The sequence below is a fragment of the Paenibacillus sp. PastM-3 genome (assembly GCF_029893965.1).
In the GTDB taxonomy this organism is placed as follows: domain Bacteria; phylum Bacillota; class Bacilli; order Paenibacillales; family Paenibacillaceae; genus Paenibacillus_AQ.
Window position 1 is genome coordinate 44076 of the sequence record NZ_JARXXP010000023.1, and the last position, 20250, is coordinate 64325.

The window sequence follows — 20250 nt, forward strand, 5'->3', positions numbered from 1 at the left end:
ATCATCCCTTCGAAATATTCATATTTTCAAAATAGGAGCTGTACTTGACGCTTTCGAGAATCATGTCCTGTATGCCGCCCTTACGGACCAGCGGCAGTACACCGGCTTTGTTCAGGCTGGCCCGCGGGCCGTCTCCGATTCCGGAGCAGAGAAGAATGCGGCAGTCACTTAAAATAGAGATAATTTCCTGCAGCGTAGCGGCTTTGTCGCCGTTACAATCCGCCTTACCGTGGCAATACGCCTGAATCTTGCGGACACCGACCAGCTTGACTTCAGCCCCGTCGGTATCATACACGAGGAATTCCGTTGCATGGCCGAAATGCTGGTTGACCTTGTCGCCGCCTCTGGTGGCTACGGCAACTCTTGTTTTCTGTGAATCCTCCCATCGCCCTCTGGCTCTGGCCTGCTTCGCGGTGACCCGCTCGCGGATTTTGGCGTCGAGGTCACTCTGGAACTGTGTCCGGGCCTCCTGATCAATGACCGGATCAGCCTCCATCGCCTCCAGCGGAAAGTCCTGGTTGCGGTCCTGGCCGAGCAGCCCGATAGCATCAGCCCGGCATTGCCGGCAGTGACGCATGACCTTCATTCCTTCACGCCCCAGCAGCTCCTGCAGATTGTGCAGTTCCTTCGGACGGGGTGCCTTGCGGCCGTCCGCTTCGTACTGGCTTCCCGGAGCGATAATCAGCGGCGTTACATTGTGCAGCGTGGCCCCGAGCTCTTTTACTCTTTTGGACACGTCCGGCAGATGGTGATCGTTGACCCCCGGAATCATAATCGAATTGACTTTAACGAGAATCCCCAGCTTCGCCAGCATTTCAAGCCCAGCCAGCTGGCGGCTGATCAGCAGCTCCGCCGCTGCCCTTCCTTCGTACCGGATCCCTTCATCAAATACCCAGGGATAAATGTGCCGGCCGACATCCGGGTCAATGGCGTTGATCGTGATGGTGACATGGCGGATGCCGAGCTCAAGGATTTCATCCACATGCCGGTAAAGCGTAAGGCCGTTAGTGCTAAGGCAGAGACTGACATCAGGGACATGCTGTTTCACCCTTGCAAAGGTGTCGAACGTCTGCTCCGGATTTGCCAGCGGATCGCCCGGTCCGGCTATGCCGACTACAGAGAGCTGCATCAGCTGGGCGGCAACCCCCTTCACCTTGCGTTCCGCCTGTTCCGGCGTCAGCACTTCACTGACCACGCCCGGCCTGCTCTCATTGACACAGTCGAACTTGCGGTTGCAGTAGTTGCACTGGATGTTGCAGGCGGGCGCAACCGGGATGTGCATTCTGGCATAGAACCGGTGAGCTTCCTCGCTGTAGCAAGGGTGGCGGCTGATCTCCTCCTCTGCTTCATTTGATATACACGACGGCTGCATCATTTCCCACCTCCTAAAAGTTTTACTAGCGTTACTCCTGTGATTCAGCTTCGGTAAAACTTACTTCGGAAGCATACGCTTAGTTTTACTAGCGTTACTTCTGTGAATCAGCTTCGGTAAAACTCACTTCGGAAGCATTCGCTTCGTTTTACTAGCGTTACTCCTGTGATTCAGCTTCGGTAAAACTTACTTCGGAAGCATACGCTTAGTTTTACTAGCGTTACTCCTGTGATTCAGCTTCGGTAAAACTTACTTCGGAAGTATACGCTTAGTTTTACGAAGCTCAACTTCCTCGTGTTACCTCCATGACAGACTGTACGGCAGTGGCAGAAGCGGTGGTAAGCTATGTGTTATTTTACCTGACACAATCCTTCGCTTGGCCGCTTGAATTACTCTCATCATATTTTTTCAACCCCCTACCGTCAATTACATACAAGCTCAAAAAGCCCTTATTTTCCTTATGTTTGCAGTATCGACAAAAGACATGTTAGATTTACTGACTCATACTTATCATGTTTCCGTTTCCATTCTCTCTATTTTTGCAGTTGATATTTGTTCTCAGGACCATTGACAATCTTCCGGAGCTCATATATGATACCTTTAGGTTAATCACATGACTAAAACGAACGTCCTAAATTTCATATATCCCGTAAAGGGGAGTAGCTGCGTAAACAGAAACATCCTGCCGGTTTCACCGAGAAATCGTGCCCGTTTCTGTGGATAATATAAGACGGGTTCAGCCTTAACGCTGAACTGCTTATATTTCAGATAAAGTCGTCAATACGAGAATATGCGGATATTCTCCGGCTTTATCGGCAATGAACTATTGCTGGCGAGACCTTTACCAATCAGGTTAGACCTTTATTCCAAAGGCTGATCTGTTTGGTAAAGGTCTTTTTTATATATATTTTTTGATCAAAATCAGGTAATGTGGGTATTCTTTTCAAGAGATATTTACATCCGAATGAGGGGGAAACAGCAATGGATTGGGGATTAGTATTAGAGTACGGCTGGGTGTTGCTCGTTCTGGTTGCACTGGAAGGGCTGCTGGCCGCAGATAACGCACTGGTATTGGCAATTATGGTTAAACACCTTCCTGATGAGGAACGTAAAAAGGCATTGTTCTACGGTTTGGCAGGGGCATTTGTGTTCCGGTTCGCTTCACTTTTTGTCATCTCGTATCTGGTGGACATCTGGCAAGTACAAGCTATCGGGGCCATTTACCTGCTATTCATAGCAGCGAATCATATCTTCCGAAAGCTTCTCATCAAAAAGCCGGTCACCGATGAGGCCGTGGAAAGCGGAAGCCCGAAAGCTGTCGACAAAAAGAAAGCCGGCTTCTGGTTAACTGTACTGAAGGTTGAAGTGGCGGACATCGCATTTGCTGTTGACTCCATTCTGGCTGCAGTAGCCCTGGCGGTTGCCCTTCCGCCAAGCGGCATCCGCCAAATCGGCGGTCTCGACGGCGGTCAGTTCCTCGTTATCTTTGCCGGCGGATTTATCGGCCTAATTATTATGCGGTTTGCGGCATCCTTCTTCGTTAAGCTGCTGCATACCCGTCCGGGTCTGGAAATCGCCGCTTTCTTCATCGTAGGCTGGGTAGGGGTTAAGCTTGCAGTCATCACACTGGCTCACCCTTCCCTGGGTGTTCTGTCCGAAGACTTCGCCCACAGCACCTGGTGGAAAACAACCTTCTATATTGTTCTGATCATCATTGCCGCTACCGGCTGGTTCTTGAGCAGCAAGGTTGAAGAAGTAAAAACCGACGAGAATCCGATTAAGGAAGTCGACAAGCAGCTCGGTAAATAAAGCATCCCCTCATTAAAACAATAACCCGGAAGCTACACCTCCTAAGGTGCAGTTTCCGGGTTATTTGCTTTAGCGCTTCAATGGGCCGTCCTTGACAGGAACTCCGAAATCCGGCGTACCGTCTTCCTTATTTTTTATGTACGAGTGAAATATAACGTAAAAATGTATACCATTTGTTGTCCGCGTGCCACAGGCTCACCTAACCTTTTCACACAAATTCGAACGTTGCACTATTTACCTCGGATCCTTTGAAAATATAAGCTGTTGTTAGAGCAAGAACGGAGGCGCTGGCGGAACGGCGGCCCGTAATTCAAGAGGCAGGAGATGATAAACATGACCACTCACAATACCGCTTCGCATACACAAGGCCGGTCCAAGCTGCTCGGCTTCCAAATGGACCAGATTGCAGTAACCGATCCCTATTTCGTCAATGCCTTCTCCAAAGAAGTACTGTATCTCAAAAGCTATGACCTTGACCGCCTGGTCGCCGGCTTCCGCGAAAACCGCGGACTGCCTGCCAAGAGTGAAAAATATCCCGGCTGGGAAAGCACCGAAATCCGCGGCCATACCCTGGGCCATTATCTGAGCGCGCTGTCTCAGGCCTATGAAACCACCCGCAGCGCACACCTGCTCCAGCGGCTGGAGTATCTGATGGAAGAGCTTGCTTCCTGCCAGTTTGACAGCGGATACCTTTCAGCTTTTCCCGAACAATTGTTTGATAATGTCGAGAACAGGCAGCCCGCCTGGGTACCCTGGTACACCATGCACAAGATCATTGCAGGGCTGACTGCGGCATACCGTGCTACCGGCAGCAATACGGCTTACACTCTGGTTACCCGGCTTGGAAGCTGGGTGTATCGGCGCAGCACAGGCTGGTCAGCAGAAATTCAGGAGCGTGTATTGTCCGTGGAGTACGGGGGGATGAACGACTGTCTCTACGAGCTGTACAAAATTTCCGGTGACGAGCACCATCTGCAGGCTGCCCATATGTTCGACGAGCTGAGCCTGTTCACTCCGGTGCATGAAGGCCGGGATATCCTGAAGGGTAAGCACGCCAATACCACAATCCCGAAATTCCTCGGGGCGCTGAACCGGTACCGGGTGCTGGGCGAAAGCGAGAGGTTCTATCTGGAGGCTGCGCAGCAATTCTGGGATATGGTGGTTCTCCATCACAGCTATGTAACGGGCGGCAACAGCGAATGGGAGCATTTTGGCGATCCGGATATGCTGGACGCAGAGCGCTCGAACTTCACGGCCGAGACGTGCAACACCTACAATATGCTGAAGCTGAGCCGGGAATTATACAAGATTACCGGTGATGCGAAATATATGGATTTCTATGAAAATACCTTTATCAACGCGATCCTTTCATCGCAGAATCCGCATACCGGGATGACGATGTATTTTCAGCCGATGGCCACGGGCTACTTCAAGGTGTACAGCTCGCCGTTTGATCATTTCTGGTGCTGCACCGGAACGGGGATGGAGAGCTTCACCAAGCTGAACGACAGCTTGTATTTCCATGGCAGCGGCGGCATCCATGTGAACCAGTACGTAAGCTCGACTGTACTTGCCGGGGAATACGGAATTGAGCTGACCCAAACGGCTAATTTCCCCTATGAGGACACTGCCGAATTCAGGATTCGTACGCTAAAAGAGGCCGGCCAGCCTGTTGCCCTGCATCTTCGCCTGCCCCACTGGCTGGCAGGCGAGGCGGAGCTGACGCTTAACGGGCAGAAGCAGGCCATTGATCTGTCCGGCCGCTACGCCGTGCTGGAGCGGGCCTGGTCAGACGGGGATATCCTCCGTCTCCGGCTGCCGATGAAGGCGTCCTACCGTACACTGCCGGATGCCCCGAATGTCGTGGCTTTCCGCTACGGCCCGGTGGTCCTGAGTGCCGCACTCGGCACAGAAGATCTGGCCGAATCCGCTACCGGTGTGGCTGTCAGCGTACCGACCCGCAACATGCTGGTCAAGGATTTCATTACACCTGCAGGCCAGAGTGCGGAGCGCTGGCTGGAGGATTTTGATCAGCATTTTGTTCAACAGGAAGGGGAGCTGGCCTTCGTACTCCGGGGTACGGACGAAGACGGCCGGCTGGTGTTCACCCCTCATTATAAGCAGCATGATGAACGCTACGGCATCTACTGGAAGCTGGTAGAGGCTGACTCCGCCGAGCTTCAGGAGCATATCCTTCAGGGCAAGCAGCGCCTGCGCGTACAGGAAGCAACAATCGACAGCCTTCCGGTCGGCAATGACCAGTATGAGCTGGAGCATCAGATCAAAGGCGAGAACACCACTGTCGCCACGTGGGACGGATATAACATCAGACAGGCGGAGAATAACGGCTGGTTCAGCTATCAGATCAGGGTTCTGCCGCAGCGGGACAACTATCTGTCCGTCACTTATTTCTCGGGCAATAACGGCAAGGCCATTGATATTTATGCAGATGGCCAGCTGCTGGCCAGCGATACGCTGATGACGGATAACCCCCGTTCCTTCTATACAAAGAGCTACCTGATTTCTGCGGAGGCTGTTCAGGATCGCACAGGGCTGGAAATCAAATTCGTCATCCCCGGCGGCATGAACGGAATCTTCGACCTGCTGCGGATGATGACCGGCTTTGATCAACGGGCAGAGCTGGACAGCCTGAGCTTTGATGCCGGAACTCTGGACCATCCGTTCACAGCAGACCGGAGCCGTTACATCCTGAGCGTGCCATCCGGAACACAGTCTGTAGTGCTTCGCGCCGGACTGTCACATAAGAATGGCCTGCTCTACTGCAGCGGTATCCTGATTGATGATACACAGCCAAGAACCGTCTCCCTGCAGGGGGACAGCACCGTGCTGACACTTACTGTTAAGGCTGAAGACCATGTCGCTGCGAAGGATTACAGCATAACTATTATCAAGAGCCCGGCGCTTTAGCAGAGTCTAACCTGGAACTTCAAAAATCCGCTTCCCCTAAAAAAGACCGTTCTATGCGCTGCTTATCCTGCGCTCAGAACGGTTTTTGGTTGCTGAAATAAACAAACCGGCAGCTTCTCCTGAAGAAAAGTGCCGGTTTGTATTCAGCCGCCGGGGCAGGCCCCCCGGCTATGGCTTACATATACTGCTGGCCGATGGCCGTATCGGTCTTGCCCTGCAGCTCCACCAGCTTCATAATAACGGCGGCTGCCTGAGCTTTGGTTACTTGCTGCTGCGGATTGAATTTGCCATTTTCGCCCTGGAGCAGCCCCAGCCGTACAACAAGGGCTACAGCGCCTTTATTCGTAATGGCTGCACTGTCGCTGAAGCTGCTGACTGTAGTGTCATTATTCAGGAAGGCGGCAAGCTTGCTGTATTTCAGGAATGAAGCCAGCAGCACAGCAAGCTGCTCACGGGTAAGGCTCTCCTCCGGCTTCACTACCGCATCCCTGTCCAGCCAGCTGCGGCTGACGGCATAGTTCACAGCACCAAAATATGCGCTGTCAGGACTGACTCCGGCAACTGCCTTATTTTCTGCACTTGCAGAATATTGCGTGTAGTACGGTGTTGAGGCTTTGGCAATGTAGTCAAGCCAGTCGCCTACCGTGATCACCTGATCCGGACCCACCTTGCCTTCCGCATCCGGCGTAATTACGCCGTATTTCAGCAGCTCGGTCAGCTGTTGTTCTGCTGCATGGCCTTTAATATCAACCGCGCTGGCAGCAGCCGGACGTTGTCCGCTCAGATTATAGTCGTAAATTGTGAACCAGTTGCCTGTCTGCGCGTTCAGCGCTTCATACGGCTTGCTTGTATCAACCAGTGCAGGGGAATAAACCAGTCTCACCTTAGGATCGGTATATCCGCCACTGGAAGTGCTGAAATAGCCTCCCGTTGTGCTGTACTGCAGCTTCAAGGCGTACAGGCTCAAGTATTTCTGCAGTGCCTCAGCTTTGGTAATTGCCGGTGCAGGCTGTTTGGTGATTTTGCTGAAGTTGGCAGCACCATAGTTCGAATACGACTGCAGCTTGCCATAAAGGTCCAGCGTAACCATAATCGTGTTCTCACTTACCGGAATACCGTCGAAGTAGCGGAGGAATTCAAAACGGAAGCCTTTATCATTCGGCAGAACGCTCCAGGTCCCCCCGTGCTCGGCCAGCTTCAGGCTGCTGCTGGCCTGGTCATACAAACGGTTAATCAGCGACAGGGCCTGCTGCTTGGCTTCCGCCTGGCTCAGCTTCTTGCTTCCGGCTGGAGCGGATGCGGTATCCTGCCGGCTGCTTTCCGCCATATAGGTATATTGATCAATCTGGAACTGGAGAACCTCACCAGTCGTTGCGTTTACCTCAGCATAAGTGCGTTGCGGCATTCCGGCATAACCGGCTTCGGAAGTATCACTCCAGGCCAGCGACCATACCTTCTGCTTGCTGCTCTGGTAATTGGTACCGAGCGTCTGCCAGACCAGCTTGCGGTTCGCCGGGATGGTTGCCACCTTCTTCACCTGCTTGACCGCTTCATCGACGGTAAGCTCCTTGCCGCTGGTTACCGGCTGGAAAACATCCTTACCGGCCGGTACGGCCTCATAAACGACCGGAGCAGCAGCTACATCGCTGCCTTCATAGTCAACCCGTTTACCGGTCTGGGCATCAATCGGATACAGGACTTCATTCTGCGGCCTCCAGCTGAGTACCCAGCTGTCCACCTCATTTTTTTTGTAAACAGGGGTGTAATATAGCGCAACATCGAAGCTCTCTTTAAACTTCTTCTCCGCCTCTTCCTGGGACACCGCAGGCTTGGCGGACGGATATTTCAGGCCGGAGGCCGATTTACTGAACTGTATGACATTTCCGCTGCCGTCAACCGTAACCCGTACGGAGTCACTGGATGAAGGAACTCCGTTAACCAGGATATTGAAATAAAAGGAGTACTGTACAGGACCAAAAAGTGCCGAATCATTCATTGTAATATTCTCATCGAGCTGCAGATCGCTGCTCTTCAGCGTTGGCGCTGCCTGGGAAACGAAGCTCTTGGCCTTCGCAAGCGCCTCTGCCCGTGATACCTTTGGCGGATAGAAGTTGTCCGTCTGCCCTACAAACGGGGAATACAGATATGTAGAGATCAGGTCTCCTGTCATGGCATCAACTTCACTCGAAAAACCGTAAGATGTGCTGCCGGTCCGGAATTCCCACTGGATATTCCAAACCAGCTGGTCCGGATTCATCGGATAGGAGTTGCCTGAGCCAAGCTGTGTGTTCGAGACAGTAGCATCTTTCAGTACAGGGAACAATGCTTTCAGCTTTGCCACAGCCTGCTCCTGGGTAACCTTGGCCTCTGCCGGATCAGGTGTCTCGGCATTTGTCTGGGCAGCTTTTGCCGGAGCTTCTTGTACCGTAGTATCGGAAGTGGAAGCTGCTGCTGAAGCCAATCCCCCGGGCAGCATTAACGCGACCGCCACCGAAGTAATTAAAGCCGCTTTTGCGGCCTGCCCGATAAAGGGTTTCCTGTCGTTACTCAAAATATCTCCTCCTAAAAGTTTTGTTAGCATAGACTTCCTGGGCATTCTTCGTACAAAACTCGCTTCGGAAGCATAGGCTTAGTGTTGTTAGCATAGGCGCAATAATATCCGCAAACGCTTACTTTTACTATTTTAGCCAGCTGCTACTCTCCTAAATTATAAATACAAATACATAACTTTTCCATATTTTATTTATGACAGGAAATTTCAGGAGCAACCATAAGCCGACCCGGTTCCTGTGCATTTGCTAAAATGATCAACATCACCGGTTAAAGTGCCGTACATTCCGTAATTAATATGGTTGATACTCAGCCTTGTAAATACATATCTCTATGCAAAAAAGAGCGGCCCGGACTCTACGTCCGGAGACACTCGCTGGAAAAATTATAGATTCTCCAGCTCCGGCCCGTTCGTGGCGATCACCTGCTTGTACCAGTAAAAGCTTTTCTTACGCAGCCGGGCCAGCGTACCGCCCCCTTCATCATCCTGGTCGACATAGATATAGCCGTACCGCTTGCGCATCTCTGAGGTTGAGGCTGAGATCAGCTCGATGCAGCCCCAACTCGTGTAGCTCATCAGCTCCACACCTTCCTCGATCGCCTCAGCCATCGGGCGTTATGCTGTGCCAGATAATCAATCCGGTAGTCGTCCTGAATACTTCCGTCTTCAGCTAGCTCATCGGCAGCACCAAGCCCGTTCTCCACCATAAACAGCGGGATTTGGTAGCGGCCATGCATTTCTTTGAGCCCCCCGCAGGCCGCTCGGATACATCTGCCAGCCCAGTCCGAGGTCTGAAGATACGGATTCGCCAGGCCTGTGGACAGATTTCCTGCGGTTGTGGCCGTAATCGAGTTGTCCGTGCTTACCGCCGAGGACAAGTAGTAGCTGAAGGAGAGGAAGTCAACGAAATTCTCCTGTAGTTTCCCTCTATTTCTGCCATTTCGCCTCCCCGCGTACGGCATTAATGGGATTTCTCCCTTTCATTTAGCTAATCCGCCTGCTTTCCACCGAATCAAAGGCATTTTTGCCCTTCATACTCCCCATCCGCCACTTAAAGCGGAACCTGGTTGTTTTCGAACTCCCCCAACACAAAAGACGGCCCGTCACCGGGCCGCCTCACCTCACACAATACATTTACTATTACCGCCGCCATCTCATGAACCTGTAATCCAGCAGATCCACCAGCAGGAACAGCACAAAGCCGACTAAGCTGAACAGCATGATGCCCGCGTACATCTCCGGATAATCAAGGCGCAGCCAGGCATCCATTATGAAGAAGCCCATGCCGTGCTCCGTGCCGTAGATTTCGGTGAAGAACAGCACGGAAATGGCGGTGCCGAGCGACACCCGGATCGTGCTGAGGATGACCGACAGCGCACCGGGCAGTGTCACATTCCAGAATTTCTGCACGGAGCTTGCGCCGATGCTGGTCAGCACATCATATGTAGTCTCGGGGATTGCCTTAATCCCGTCGCGCACGGAGATGATGATCTGGAACAGCAGAATCAGCATGATCATCAGCACCTTGGAGGTTTCACCCAGACCGAAGAACAGCATGACCACCGGCAGCAGGGCAATCTTCGGAATCGGATAGGCCAGATAGACGACCGGATCGAGCAGCTTGTTCCACAGCGGCGAACGCCCCATTAACAGTCCGATCATCAGGCCGATCAGAAGCGCCAGCAGCACACCCTCAAAAATCCGCAGCAGGCTGTACCCGACATTAAGCAGCACCTCATGGCCATCCAGCTGGAACATCGCCTTATACACGGAGCCGGGAGACGGCAGAATCGGATGGTTCATCAGCAGATAGACGATATACCAGACCAGATTCATGCCTGCAAAAACAAACAACAGCCGCAGCACGTGGTTAATCCGCTTGTTCATCACCATTTCTCCTGCATTACCTTTCTAATCACTTTTGTCTGCTCAAAAAACTCGTTGCTGTCCCGCTTCTCCTCATGCTTCATCCCGAACACAGCAGCGTTATCGAGCACCTCAAGCTCCGTCTGCTTCCCCGTTCCGGCAGGGAGGATAACAATCTTCTGTCCCAGCAAAATCGCCTCGTCCACATCATGGGTAACAAACAGCGCCGTCGCCGGATGAGCCAGCCAGTTATCCAGAAAAATCTGCTGCAGCGCCTCGCGCGTCACGGCATCCAGCGCCGAGAACGGCTCATCCAGCAGCATAATTTGCGGCAAAATCGCAAAGGCCCGTGCGATCGCCACCCGCTGCTGCTGCCCGCCGCTAAGTGACAGCGGATAGCGGCCTTCCAGCCCGGCGATCCCCATCGCCTCAAGCCAGCGGGTGATCCGACTCTCCCGGTCTGCCTTGTCTGCTGCGGCAGTTCCGGTGATCTTCATGGCAATCCGGATGTTGTCCCGGACCGTCTTCCACGGCAGCAGGCCGTAGTTCTGCGGGACAAGCCCGACCAGCGTATCCTTATCATGCACGGACTTGCCGTTGTACAGCAGCTCTCCGCTGTAGCCCGGCAGCAGGCCGGCAACCGCCCGAAGGAGCGTCGATTTACCGCTGCCGGAAGGCCCGATAATCGTATAGATGCCATGCTCGGGCAGCATCAGGTTAACCTCTCCCAGCGCCACCTGGCCGCCCTTATACTGGACCTGCAGGTCACGGATGCAGAGTCCGCTATTTTCCAAACTGGACATCGGAAATCACATCTTCAGGGGCAATATCTTTGGTCAGCAGGCCTGTCTCCCGCGCCCAGGCAAAAGCCGCCTCTACTTCCTTCACATCCACTTGGGTTGCCGGCTCGTATGCCGGAACTGCGATTTCATCCTTGAGTGTTTCCGGGTAGCCTACTTCCTTGATAATAAGATCGATATATTCCGATTGATCGTGAGACTTCATATACGCTACAGCATCATCATAAGCGGCATACATGTCACGGATGGCTTGCGGTTTGGCATCAATTACGCTTTGCGGAAAAGCGAGCACAAACGGGTTCACGCCTGCAGAGTGAGTGGAGCTCAGCACACGCAGGCCGGAGGATTCACCCATCGTTACAAACGGCTCAGGCAGTACAGCTGCATCAGCCTTATGGTTCTTGAGCAGCTCAAGCCGGGTCGGAATTTGCGGCACTTCGCTGACCGTAATATCCGCTTCAGTCAGTCCCGCCTGCTTCAACATCATCGCTACCGTATATTGAGTGGAGGTATTTCTGGACAAAATAACGGTTTTGCCCTTCAGATCCTTCACTTCCTTAATCTCGTCATTACCGGTCAGCAGGTCAAATTCACCGGTGGTTGTGCTGGTGATTTTTACATCGAGCCCCGCTTCGTTATAGATCGAAATCGCCACCAGATCGGCGCTGATGCCGTCTACCTTGCCAGCCTGGAACGCCACATCGCGGTCCTTGGCGCTTTTGAAGGTCTGGATATCCAGGTTAACGTTATGCTCCTTGTCGAAGCCCTGCTCATGCGCGATGATGAATGGAATAGCGTCAATCGAAGGCAGCAGCCCCAATGTTACAACCGCCGCTTCCTCCGGTGCTGCCGTTTCTGCAGTTCCACCCGAATTCCCGGCATTGCTTCCGCTTGCTGTATTGTTATTGCCGCAGCCCGCCGCAACCATCCCTACTGCAGCGGTTAGCGTAAACAGCATCATAAGGTGTTTCCATTTCTTTCTCTTCATCAATCTTCCTGCCTCCAATTCTCTCTAATATATTTGCTTGCGCATATTTTCACATAAGGGCATAGAGAAGCCTCTATGCTTCCCCGTAAGCGTAAGTACTGCAATTTTACACCCATTGTCTCATTTTGTATATTTATAAATTTAAATACTAAATCACGCTCTCGCCAAATAAGACGATAGCCCGGACACCGCAACGGCCCTGCACTATCGCCTTATAAACCTAAAACAAGCTTTCCCGGCAACACACTCAGCTATACTTTCCGTAATCTTTAATGGTCACTTTGACATGGCACTCCACCTCAATCTGCGGGTAGACCTCTCTCCAGTCCATGCCTGTCCACTCCCTGTAACTCAGGCTGTTCCGCACATACCGTCCGATGCCCAGGCTGTCCACCTGCTTGTCCTGCATTTGCCGTATCATCGCCTGGGCTTTAGCTGTAATGTGTTTCTCAATTTGCTGCTCCAGTTCATAACGTGTCCCGCTGTCATTTAGCTTTTCTTCTCCGGTATATTCAAGTACTGATCCCTGGACAGTAGCAGAAATATCTACCTTGAAGCGCTGCTCACCCAGCTGATGCACCTTAATCTTACGTTTACTTGATATGGAGCTCAACATGACAATGGCCGGCTTCCCATTCGTTTGTTCTCCTAAACGTATAGTCGTCTCCCCCTGCTGCAGATCATCATAGAACAGGCTAAAGATGATCCCGTCTTCTACCGGAATTTTCAAAACATATTTGTCCTTTTGAAATAACGCAATTCCTGCAATGTTTACTTTATCCCCGGCATCCTTCACAATCGGAGCTACTGCGTCAATCCCGTCGTCATTGTAGTCTCTGGAGAATTCATAGAGTGTCGTAGGCGGAACACTGTTGCTTAAGGACTCCTTTTCCAGCATGCGGTTGATGTAACGGCCGGTATCTGAATGAGGCTTGAATGTTTTGCTCAGCAGCTCTCCGGCGTCCCCCTCCACCACAATTACTCTGACTCCCAGCGCTGTCGACGGATCACGCAGCAGGGTGTCGATATAGTCGCCAATGCCCGCTTGGGCCAGCGTTGTCCCGAACAGGGTGTCCCGGAGCTGCCCGCTGACTACAGTCAGGTCGGTTTGCCAGGATAACTGCAGCCTGGCCTCTTTGATGCTCTCACTCTCAGCGGTCAGCAATTCACGGCGAACCTGGGAGTCCGGATCTATCACCGGGACACTGGAGACTATCTTTAGCTTATTGCCGCTTAGCAGATCATAACTCGATGTCTGTACCATGCCCAGTTTTTCAAGCACCCGCTCGTCTCTTTTACAGCCGGTCAACAGCAACAGCAGGATTACAGCAACAACCCGCAGCTTACCCATGAGTGGCGCCCCCTTTTCTCTGAAACAGTAAAATCATAATCAGCAGCGTGGGCAGACCAAAGGCAATTCCGGTAACAGCGCAACCTAAATTTGTAATCCAGACGTTTACCTGATCCAGTGTTTTGGGGATAAAAGAGATGCCGTAGGCTATGGAGAGCAGCAGGAGCAGCAGAATTTTCAAATTCAGATTGGGCAGCATCTGCTGCACCGTTATCTCCGCCGCCCACCAATACATCACCAGTGTGATCAGGATCAGGAAGAGAAAAAAGCCGTATAGCAGATTTTCCAGTCGTTCAATAAAAGGGAACTGTATATAAGCCAGCAGATCAAGCACGGGATACAGCAGCTTTTTTAACTGATTCAGACTGAAAATGCCATAGCAGATCAGCGATAAGCTAAGATAATTCAGCGTTAAAAAAAGATTCCCGGCCTGGATGGCGAGCATGGACTTTTTGTTCTTCTTGACATGCGGGAACAGAAAAAGAGTCAGCTCATAGCCTAAAAAGGCGGAATAGACCTCTATCGCCCCCTTCACCTGATCATGGCCGCCTTTAAGCAGGAACGGAGTGAGCCGCTCCCAGCGGAAGGAGGGTATAAACCAGACCAGCAGCAGGATCATCCAGGCCGCCATCCAGAAGAAAAGTGTAGCCGCCTTGGAAATCCCCTGAATCCCCTTGATCAGCAGCAAGAAGGCCAGCACATCTATAGCCAGTTTGAACAGCATCGGATTGGTTGACGGAAAAGACAGCATCTGAAAGACCAGCACGTATTTTTTGCCGATCATGCAGCCGAATATCAGCCATGAACCCGCCAGCAGTAAATATAGAGGGTACAGCAGCACTTTAGGAACAGACTGCTCCAGAATTGCAAACACAGAACGACCCTCACCCAGACGAAAAACGAGCGAGATCAGCCAGATATTAAAGGAGGAAAGCAGGAAGCAAGGGATCAGTACTAGCCAGCCGTTCGTTCCGAAATAATCCGCGAGGTTCCTCGACAGTGTAAAAAGCATGATTCCAGCCTGCACCATGTAGGTAAGAACGGCAATATGGAAGGGGCTGATCTTCTGCTGCATAAGCACAATCCTACTCTCTGTTTTTTTGACGTATCTTGTTATTCGTTAGGGTCTGGGTGGGACGGCTTCTCAGCATAGAAAAAGGCGCCCGTATAAAGACATCCTTCCAGTCTCCGGGCTTCATAGGCGCAACGGGTGTGATATAAGAGGTTCCCATGCTTGTTAGCCCCGACAGGTGAATGACAATCAGCGCCATTCCAATCACCAGGCCCATATTGCCCCAAATTCCGGCAAGGATAATTACTCCAAAACGGATCAGCCTGATAGATGCGCTCATCATATAGCTGGGAATAACAAAAGAAGCAATTGCCGAGGACGCAACCGCAATTATTAGTACATTACTGGTCAGACCTGCCTGTACCGCTGCCTGTCCAATGACAATACCGCCAACGATGCCGATGGTCTGGCCGATTTTGGAGGGAAGCCGGGCTCCTGCCTCACGCAGCAGCTCAATCATAATTTCCATCAGCAGAGCCTCATAGACAGGAGGAAAAGGCACTCTGTTCCGTGATTCAGCCAGCGTTCTTAGCAGCGCCTCCGGGATCATCTCATAATGGAAGGTAGTCACAGAAACATACATCGCTGTAAAGGTTATCGTAATCAGCAAGGCTATAAATCTCAGCAGCCGTAAAGCCGTGCCCAGCGCCCAGCGCTGGTAATAATCATCAGGGGATGAGAAAAACTCAAAAAATGAGGCCGGTGCGCTAAGTGCTGTCGGACTATTATCAATCATCATGATAATCCGCCCGGCAGTCAGTTTGGACACCGCAACATCGGGTCTTTCGGTAGTGAGAAATTGCGGAAACACTGAGTTCGGCATGTCTTCAATAAACTGGGTCAGCTTGCCCCCATCATTGAGCGCGTCTGTCTCAATTCTCTGAATTCTCCTCTCCAGCTCCTCAACCATTTTCATATTGGCAATGTCTTGGATATAGAGCACATACACAGCGGTTTTGGATATTTCCCCGACCGCGTATTTGCGGATTTTGAGATGCGGGCTTTTGAGTCTGCGGCGGATCAGGGAAAGGTTCGTAAAAGCCGATTCGACAAAAGCATCATGCGGGCCTGAGATAACGGTCTCTGTCTCCGATGATTGCACATTCCGTACTTCCGGTCCGGAGACATTCAGCAAATAAACCTTTCCCCGGTGAAAAATGGCCACATTGCCTTCCAGAATACCAATTACTGCCGTTTTCGGATCGCTCATCCTCACAAATTGCGACTGCCGCAGCATTCTGTCCATTTCAGGGAGCTGAATCCGGGAAAAGGGCTCCAGAACCTCCTGGATGAACAAGGTATTGTCCACGCTATGCGGAAAATAAACGATGTCCGCCGCAAGCTCCGGAAAGCTCCGGTGGTTCAAATCGGCGCACTGATCGAGTTCCTTAAGGATATGTTCAAGTGAAAGCTCATCCGGCTGATTTCTTTCCATCATAACGGCACTCCTTTCCGTGTTTAGATTCCGGTAGTATATCCAGATCTTTCTTGGATATTTATGAAGAGCTTCGGCCGCAACGAAAAAAGCCTCCGCCTACCCGGTCAGGGTAAGGAAGGCTGTTCGGCAGTTAAGCTAGAGCGCTTCACCGCTAACCGCGGTTCCGCTCTTCGTAAGCTTGTAGCTGACAATTTCACCGCTCCAGAAATGGAATTTCAGGATCACTTCCCCGTCATTGACTTCCTTGAAGAAATTCTCCGTAAGGGTGATCTCGCCTGTACTATAGGAAGGGCTGAACGTGTAAGCGAACTCCTTGTAAGGTGTCCAGTTCTGCGGTCCGGCGTTGCCGCCCGCAGCATACACGGCTTCCATTGTCGCCAGGCTGTCTCCGTTAAATACAGTCGGGATTTTGAAGGAAGCTGTTGTACCGGAGACGCTGCTGAGCTTAGGCTGGGCATAGACCGTCAGCTTGAAGGTCCAGGCAGCACCTTTGTTGAATTTGGCGGTAATGATGGCGTTCACACCCAGCTTGCCTGATTTGGTAAGGCTCTCCAGCTTGGCAGCCTTAATTGTCAGCTTATTGCCGCTGAGGGTATAATCGCTTCCTTGCTTCAGCTTGCTGCCCGCTACGCTGAGCGAGGTCAGCTTATTGCCGTTCAAGTTGAGCAGGATGTCCGTGTCCTTGACCGCAGCACCCTTTTCAAGATGGATGAGATCGCTTTCAGCAGTGGCCGAGCGTGTGCTCCAGCTGGTCTTGATCATCGTGAACAGCTGCGGATCAGACCATTTATAAGTCGTGCGGCCAAAATGCTGCCCGTTGTCCCATAGCATCGAGGTAATCCGCTTCTCTTTCAGATAATAGCCGAGGAATTCAAAAAACTTCAGCTTCTCCCCCTGCTCAATCGCAGCCGTACTCTGATCAAAGCCAAGCAGCCCGTATTCGCCGAGGATAACCGCAATTCCTTTGGCGGTAAAGGTAGCGTGTACCTTGTCAAAGGTCTGGATAATGTCATTTTGCGTATCGGCATCGAATTTGGTGTAGCCTGCTATATTAACACTGAACGGCCAGAAGCCGTAGTAATGCACAGTAGCAATCAGATTTGGGTCCTTCAGCCCGGTAATCGTCTGGTACAGCACATCCATCCGCTCCTGTGTAGGTGAGGATTCGAGTGACGGAAGGACCAGCGGCCGGACTGTATTTTTACCGCCTGAGCTTCTGACGATGCTGTGGAAAGACTTGTTCAGCTCGTTCAGCATAGCGGTGGCTTTTGCTTCATCCGTAGTGTTGCCGTCGGTGAACCTCGGTTCGTTAATGCTCTCGAACATCAGCTTGTTCGGATAATTCTTGAATACTGCAGCCACCTGTTTCCAGACCGCGTTATAGCGGGCCAGCACTTCGTCATGCTTCTGCTCCATCCCGCTGACCCACATCCATGAATCATGGTGGACATTGATCATGACATACAGCTTCTCGCTGAGCGCCCAGTCTACCACCTGCCGCACTCTGGCGAGATAAGCGGGCTCGATCGTGTAGTTCGGAGCTGCTCCGATGTGTACATCCCAGGTTACGGGTATGCGGATGCTTTTATAGCCCTGGTCGGCAATTTTCTTGATTAGCTCTCTGGTAACCTTCGGATTGCCCCAGGAGGTTTCGTCGGGGCCTGTAGCATCAAGCGTATTGCCGAGATTCCAGCCCGGCTGCATGGCATCCACGTAGGTCTGCATGGCGGTTGGTTTAGGTTTCTTGGAGGCGGAAGCTGCCGCGGATACGTTAGGCGTTATCAGTGCAAGCAGCAGAAATGCGGATAGTGCAAGTAATAATAGCCTGGGCAATGCTTGTGGCAGCGATGATTTATTCTTAGGCATGAACACGTAATCCTCCCTTATGAATGAATGATCATTGTCTTGCAATCCCCCCGGAGCCTGGTACACCTGTCACCTCCACTTTTTATGTAAACACTCCAAAGTAAACGTTTATTGTAAACGCTTACCCAAAGAATATAGCATCTTTTTCCGGCAGCAAATAACCCAATTATTAGTGGAAAAATCCTGGGAGAATTATTGATTTTTGGTTTTGAGGGCCGGAGCTGTAGTATAAAAACTGCACAATGTTACTCAAAACCTATGGCATACGAGGATCGGTTGAGTCCTGACTCAGGCAGAATCTAAGTGGATTTTTGCATACTAAATTCCGCAAACTCTGGCTCTTGCGCAATCTAAGTGGATTTTTGTACACTAATACCTCACATGGCAGCTGAAACTAACGTTTCCGCTGAAATTAAGTAGCCTTTTTCCACCTAAATTCCCGTTTCAGGATAAAATAGCAGAATTAGTAGTCTTTTTTACAACTAGATATGTTGGAGGAGGGAATCAGCTTGCCCGGAAATCCCGTAATGCCTGCTTTCACACTTTGCCTGTAGCATTTTACCCTTAGAATAGGCTGCGGACTGAGCCTTTGGCGAAAAGAACGTGAAGCGTATGAAGCCTTACCGGAATAACCGGAGCCGGACCATGATCCGGCATCACAGAAATGTTATATCGAGTATATTGGCCGGCACCGGCTTCCTACACCGTCCCCCGCTCAATAATCTCATAATCCAGCTTGCGGTATACAGGCTGTCTGTTGCCCGTGCGGATCTGCCCGTGGATGATGCGGAAGGCGGCGGCGCCCATGTCGTAGAGATGGTTGTCGATCGTGGAGATGTCGAGCAGCCGGCCGATCGGCTGATTGTCAAAGCCCAGCACAGCGATATCCTCCGGAATACGCAGCCCGTGCCTGCGCGCTTCGATAATGAGCCCAGCTGCAACATGGTCGCCGGTAACAATGAATACCTCGGGCCGTTCCTCCATCTGAAGCAGCGAGCGGGCAACTGCCGCCCCGCTCTCCTCTGTCATGCAGTCGAACAGCATCCATTCCTGGCGGAAGGGCAGCTGATGCTCAGCCAAAAAAGCGTGAAACGCCGTCTGCCGGATGGATGCGCTGCTGCCGTTCTGCCGGCCCTCGCAATAGCCGATTTTGCGGTAGCCCTTATCTTTCAGATACTCCAGACCATGCCGAAAAGCCGCATAATGCTCAATATAAACAGATGAAAACTGCCGTTCCCCGTTATCCTGGCAGGTCACAATCGGCCCGTATTCCATATACTCTTCAATGACCTCCGGCAGCAGTGCTGTAGAGACAACCACAACGCCGTCAATCTCTTTGTTGCGCAGCATCTCAAGCACCTTCAGCTCCTCATCAGGAGCATAGTTGCTCTGGCAGAGGATTAGCCGGTACTGCGCGAGCAGCGCCTCATGGGCCAGCCCGTCCATTACCACCGAGAAATAAAACAGATTGATATACGGCAAAATCACCGCAACCGTCCCCGTCCGACCGGTACTCAGATGTACGGCATTCATATTGCGTGTATAGTTTAGCTGCTCTATCGTCTGGAGCACGGCGGCTCTCTTCGGTTCACTCACATAAGGATGATTATTCAGCACCCGCGACACAGTCGTGACGGAAACACCGGCGATCCTGGCAATTTCCTTGATATTGGCCATCAGCGCAGCTTCCTCCTGAAATTAGACATCTAGTGGTTTTATTTTACCACACCGCTTCCCGAAATTTTGTATTGTAAAAAGCTTGCTATGGAACGCATTTCATACGCTACACTGAAACTGTAACAGCTTACCGGACTAAACCGGCGTGACCGGAAGGGCGTGACGGACCGGTTAAGTTACGAATTCCCGCCGTATGAGGCGGTTTTTTGTTACCATATATATCGAATTTGCAAAAATCTACATAAGTCAAAAAGGATTTCAAAATTCCCCGCAGTTCTCCGGGCAACAAAAAACCTCCCCTCATCCGCAGGATAAAAGGAGGCTTAAACGTGTCACTGCAGCGCAGAAAGGCCAGCTATATTTTCAGCTCCCCAAGCTTGATCAGCTCGACAACCGCTTGCGAACGGCCTTTGACGTTTAATTTTTGCATGCCGTTGGAGAGGTGGTTTGAAGCACACCGACTTTAGTCTGGATATTTTGCTGAAGCCGCTTGTATTAAGGCTGATGCACCTCAAGACATCATTCAAATTAT

At 51.6% G+C, this 20250-nt stretch carries 14 protein-coding genes and 1 pseudogene; 2 read left to right on the plus strand and 13 right to left on the minus strand.

Going from position 1 to position 20250, the window contains the following annotated elements:
* Position 1: 1 nt before the first annotated feature.
* Positions 2–1375 carry a nitrogenase cofactor biosynthesis protein NifB gene (gene nifB / locus M2108_RS24425; RefSeq protein ID WP_277472003.1) on the minus strand — a complete coding sequence of 458 codons (1374 nt, stop codon included), beginning with the start codon at positions 1373–1375 and terminating at the stop codon, positions 2–4.
* A gap of 978 nt (positions 1376–2353) precedes the next feature.
* Between nifB and M2108_RS24430 the strand changes: the two genes are divergently transcribed.
* Together M2108_RS24430 and M2108_RS24435 are read left to right on the plus strand one after the other, a co-directional pair.
* A complete protein-coding gene (locus M2108_RS24430; protein WP_277472004.1) occupies positions 2354–3181 on the plus strand; it encodes a TerC family protein in 828 nt (275 codons plus the stop codon).
* Positions 3182–3514: 333 nt separating this feature from the next.
* Entirely contained in the window at positions 3515–6109 is a 2595-nt protein-coding gene (locus M2108_RS24435) for a beta-L-arabinofuranosidase domain-containing protein (protein ID WP_277472005.1), read from the plus strand.
* A gap of 175 nt (positions 6110–6284) precedes the next feature.
* Here the strand turns inward: M2108_RS24435 and M2108_RS24440 are convergent, their stop codons facing one another.
* From M2108_RS24440 to M2108_RS24490, 12 genes and pseudogenes are all read right to left on the minus strand, one after another.
* Positions 6285–8660, minus strand: a complete 2376-nt coding sequence (locus M2108_RS24440; protein ID WP_277472006.1) for an S-layer homology domain-containing protein — start codon at positions 8658–8660, stop codon at positions 6285–6287.
* A 384-nt stretch (positions 8661–9044) separates the two neighbouring features.
* Positions 9045–9236, minus strand: coding sequence for a family 1 glycosylhydrolase (locus M2108_RS31680; protein ID WP_481857219.1), 192 nt, complete (start codon positions 9234–9236; stop codon positions 9045–9047).
* The gene (locus tag M2108_RS31685) at positions 9236–9622 is read right to left on the minus strand and encodes a family 1 glycosylhydrolase (protein WP_481856946.1); all 387 of its coding nucleotides are present in this window, start codon (positions 9620–9622) and stop codon (positions 9236–9238) included. The genes M2108_RS31680 and M2108_RS31685 overlap by 1 nt, the downstream gene beginning before the upstream one ends.
* A 178-nt stretch (positions 9623–9800) precedes the next feature.
* Complete coding sequence (locus M2108_RS24450) at positions 9801–10547, minus strand: ABC transporter permease (protein WP_277472007.1); 747 nt, start codon at positions 10545–10547, stop codon at positions 9801–9803.
* On the minus strand, positions 10547–11329 hold the full coding sequence (locus tag M2108_RS24455; RefSeq protein ID WP_277472008.1) for an ABC transporter ATP-binding protein: 783 nt from the start codon (positions 11327–11329) through the stop codon (positions 10547–10549). Before M2108_RS24455 ends, M2108_RS24450 begins: the two co-directional genes overlap by 1 nt.
* Complete coding sequence (locus M2108_RS24460; RefSeq protein ID WP_277472009.1) at positions 11310–12314, minus strand: ABC transporter substrate-binding protein; 1005 nt, start codon at positions 12312–12314, stop codon at positions 11310–11312. The genes M2108_RS24455 and M2108_RS24460 overlap by 20 nt, the downstream gene beginning before the upstream one ends.
* A gap of 247 nt (positions 12315–12561) precedes the next feature.
* Complete coding sequence (locus tag M2108_RS24465) at positions 12562–13665, minus strand: Ger(x)C family spore germination protein (protein ID WP_277472010.1); 1104 nt, start codon at positions 13663–13665, stop codon at positions 12562–12564.
* Positions 13658–14740 (minus strand): GerAB/ArcD/ProY family transporter, encoded by a 1083-nt coding sequence (locus M2108_RS24470; RefSeq protein WP_277472065.1) that lies wholly within the window; start codon positions 14738–14740, stop codon positions 13658–13660. Before M2108_RS24470 ends, M2108_RS24465 begins: the two co-directional genes overlap by 8 nt.
* Positions 14741–14750: 10 nt before the next feature.
* A complete protein-coding gene (locus tag M2108_RS24475) occupies positions 14751–16175 on the minus strand; it encodes a spore germination protein (RefSeq protein ID WP_277472011.1) in 1425 nt (474 codons plus the stop codon).
* A 135-nt stretch (positions 16176–16310) separates the two neighbouring features.
* Entirely contained in the window at positions 16311–18041 is a 1731-nt protein-coding gene (locus tag M2108_RS24480; protein ID WP_277472012.1) for a cellulase family glycosylhydrolase, read from the minus strand.
* Between the two features lie 699 nt (positions 18042–18740).
* Complete coding sequence (locus tag M2108_RS24485) at positions 18741–19718, minus strand: LacI family DNA-binding transcriptional regulator (protein WP_277472013.1); 978 nt, start codon at positions 19716–19718, stop codon at positions 18741–18743.
* A 355-nt stretch (positions 19719–20073) separates the two neighbouring features.
* Positions 20074–20166, minus strand: a pseudogene (locus M2108_RS24490) (helix-turn-helix domain-containing protein); the annotation flags it as partial.
* Positions 20167–20250 lie beyond the last annotated feature (84 nt).

Excerpts from the sequence above, each read along its gene's own strand:
- M2108_RS24460 (WP_277472009.1), bottom strand. The coding sequence starts at position 12,314 with ATGAAGAGAAAGAAATGGAAACACCTTATGATGCTGTTTACGCTAACC.
- M2108_RS24455 (WP_277472008.1), bottom strand. The coding sequence starts at position 11,329 with ATGTCCAGTTTGGAAAATAGCGGACTCTGCATCCGTGACCTGCAGGTC.
- M2108_RS31680 (WP_481857219.1), bottom strand. The coding sequence starts at position 9,236 with ATGAGCTACACGAGTTGGGGCTGCATCGAGCTGATCTCAGCCTCAACC.
- nifB (WP_277472003.1), bottom strand. The coding sequence starts at position 1,375 with ATGATGCAGCCGTCGTGTATATCAAATGAAGCAGAGGAGGAGATCAGC.
- M2108_RS24470 (WP_277472065.1), bottom strand. The coding sequence starts at position 14,740 with ATGCAGCAGAAGATCAGCCCCTTCCATATTGCCGTTCTTACCTACATG.
- M2108_RS31685 (WP_481856946.1), bottom strand. The coding sequence starts at position 9,622 with ATGCCGTACGCGGGGAGGCGAAATGGCAGAAATAGAGGGAAACTACAG.
- M2108_RS24485 (WP_277472013.1), bottom strand. The coding sequence starts at position 19,718 with ATGGCCAATATCAAGGAAATTGCCAGGATCGCCGGTGTTTCCGTCACG.
- M2108_RS24465 (WP_277472010.1), bottom strand. The coding sequence starts at position 13,665 with ATGGGTAAGCTGCGGGTTGTTGCTGTAATCCTGCTGTTGCTGTTGACC.
- M2108_RS24450 (WP_277472007.1), bottom strand. The coding sequence starts at position 10,547 with ATGAACAAGCGGATTAACCACGTGCTGCGGCTGTTGTTTGTTTTTGCA.
- M2108_RS24435 (WP_277472005.1), top strand. The coding sequence starts at position 3,515 with ATGACCACTCACAATACCGCTTCGCATACACAAGGCCGGTCCAAGCTG.
- M2108_RS24430 (WP_277472004.1), top strand. The coding sequence starts at position 2,354 with ATGGATTGGGGATTAGTATTAGAGTACGGCTGGGTGTTGCTCGTTCTG.
- M2108_RS24475 (WP_277472011.1), bottom strand. The coding sequence starts at position 16,175 with ATGATGGAAAGAAATCAGCCGGATGAGCTTTCACTTGAACATATCCTT.
- M2108_RS24480 (WP_277472012.1), bottom strand. The coding sequence starts at position 18,041 with ATGCCTAAGAATAAATCATCGCTGCCACAAGCATTGCCCAGGCTATTA.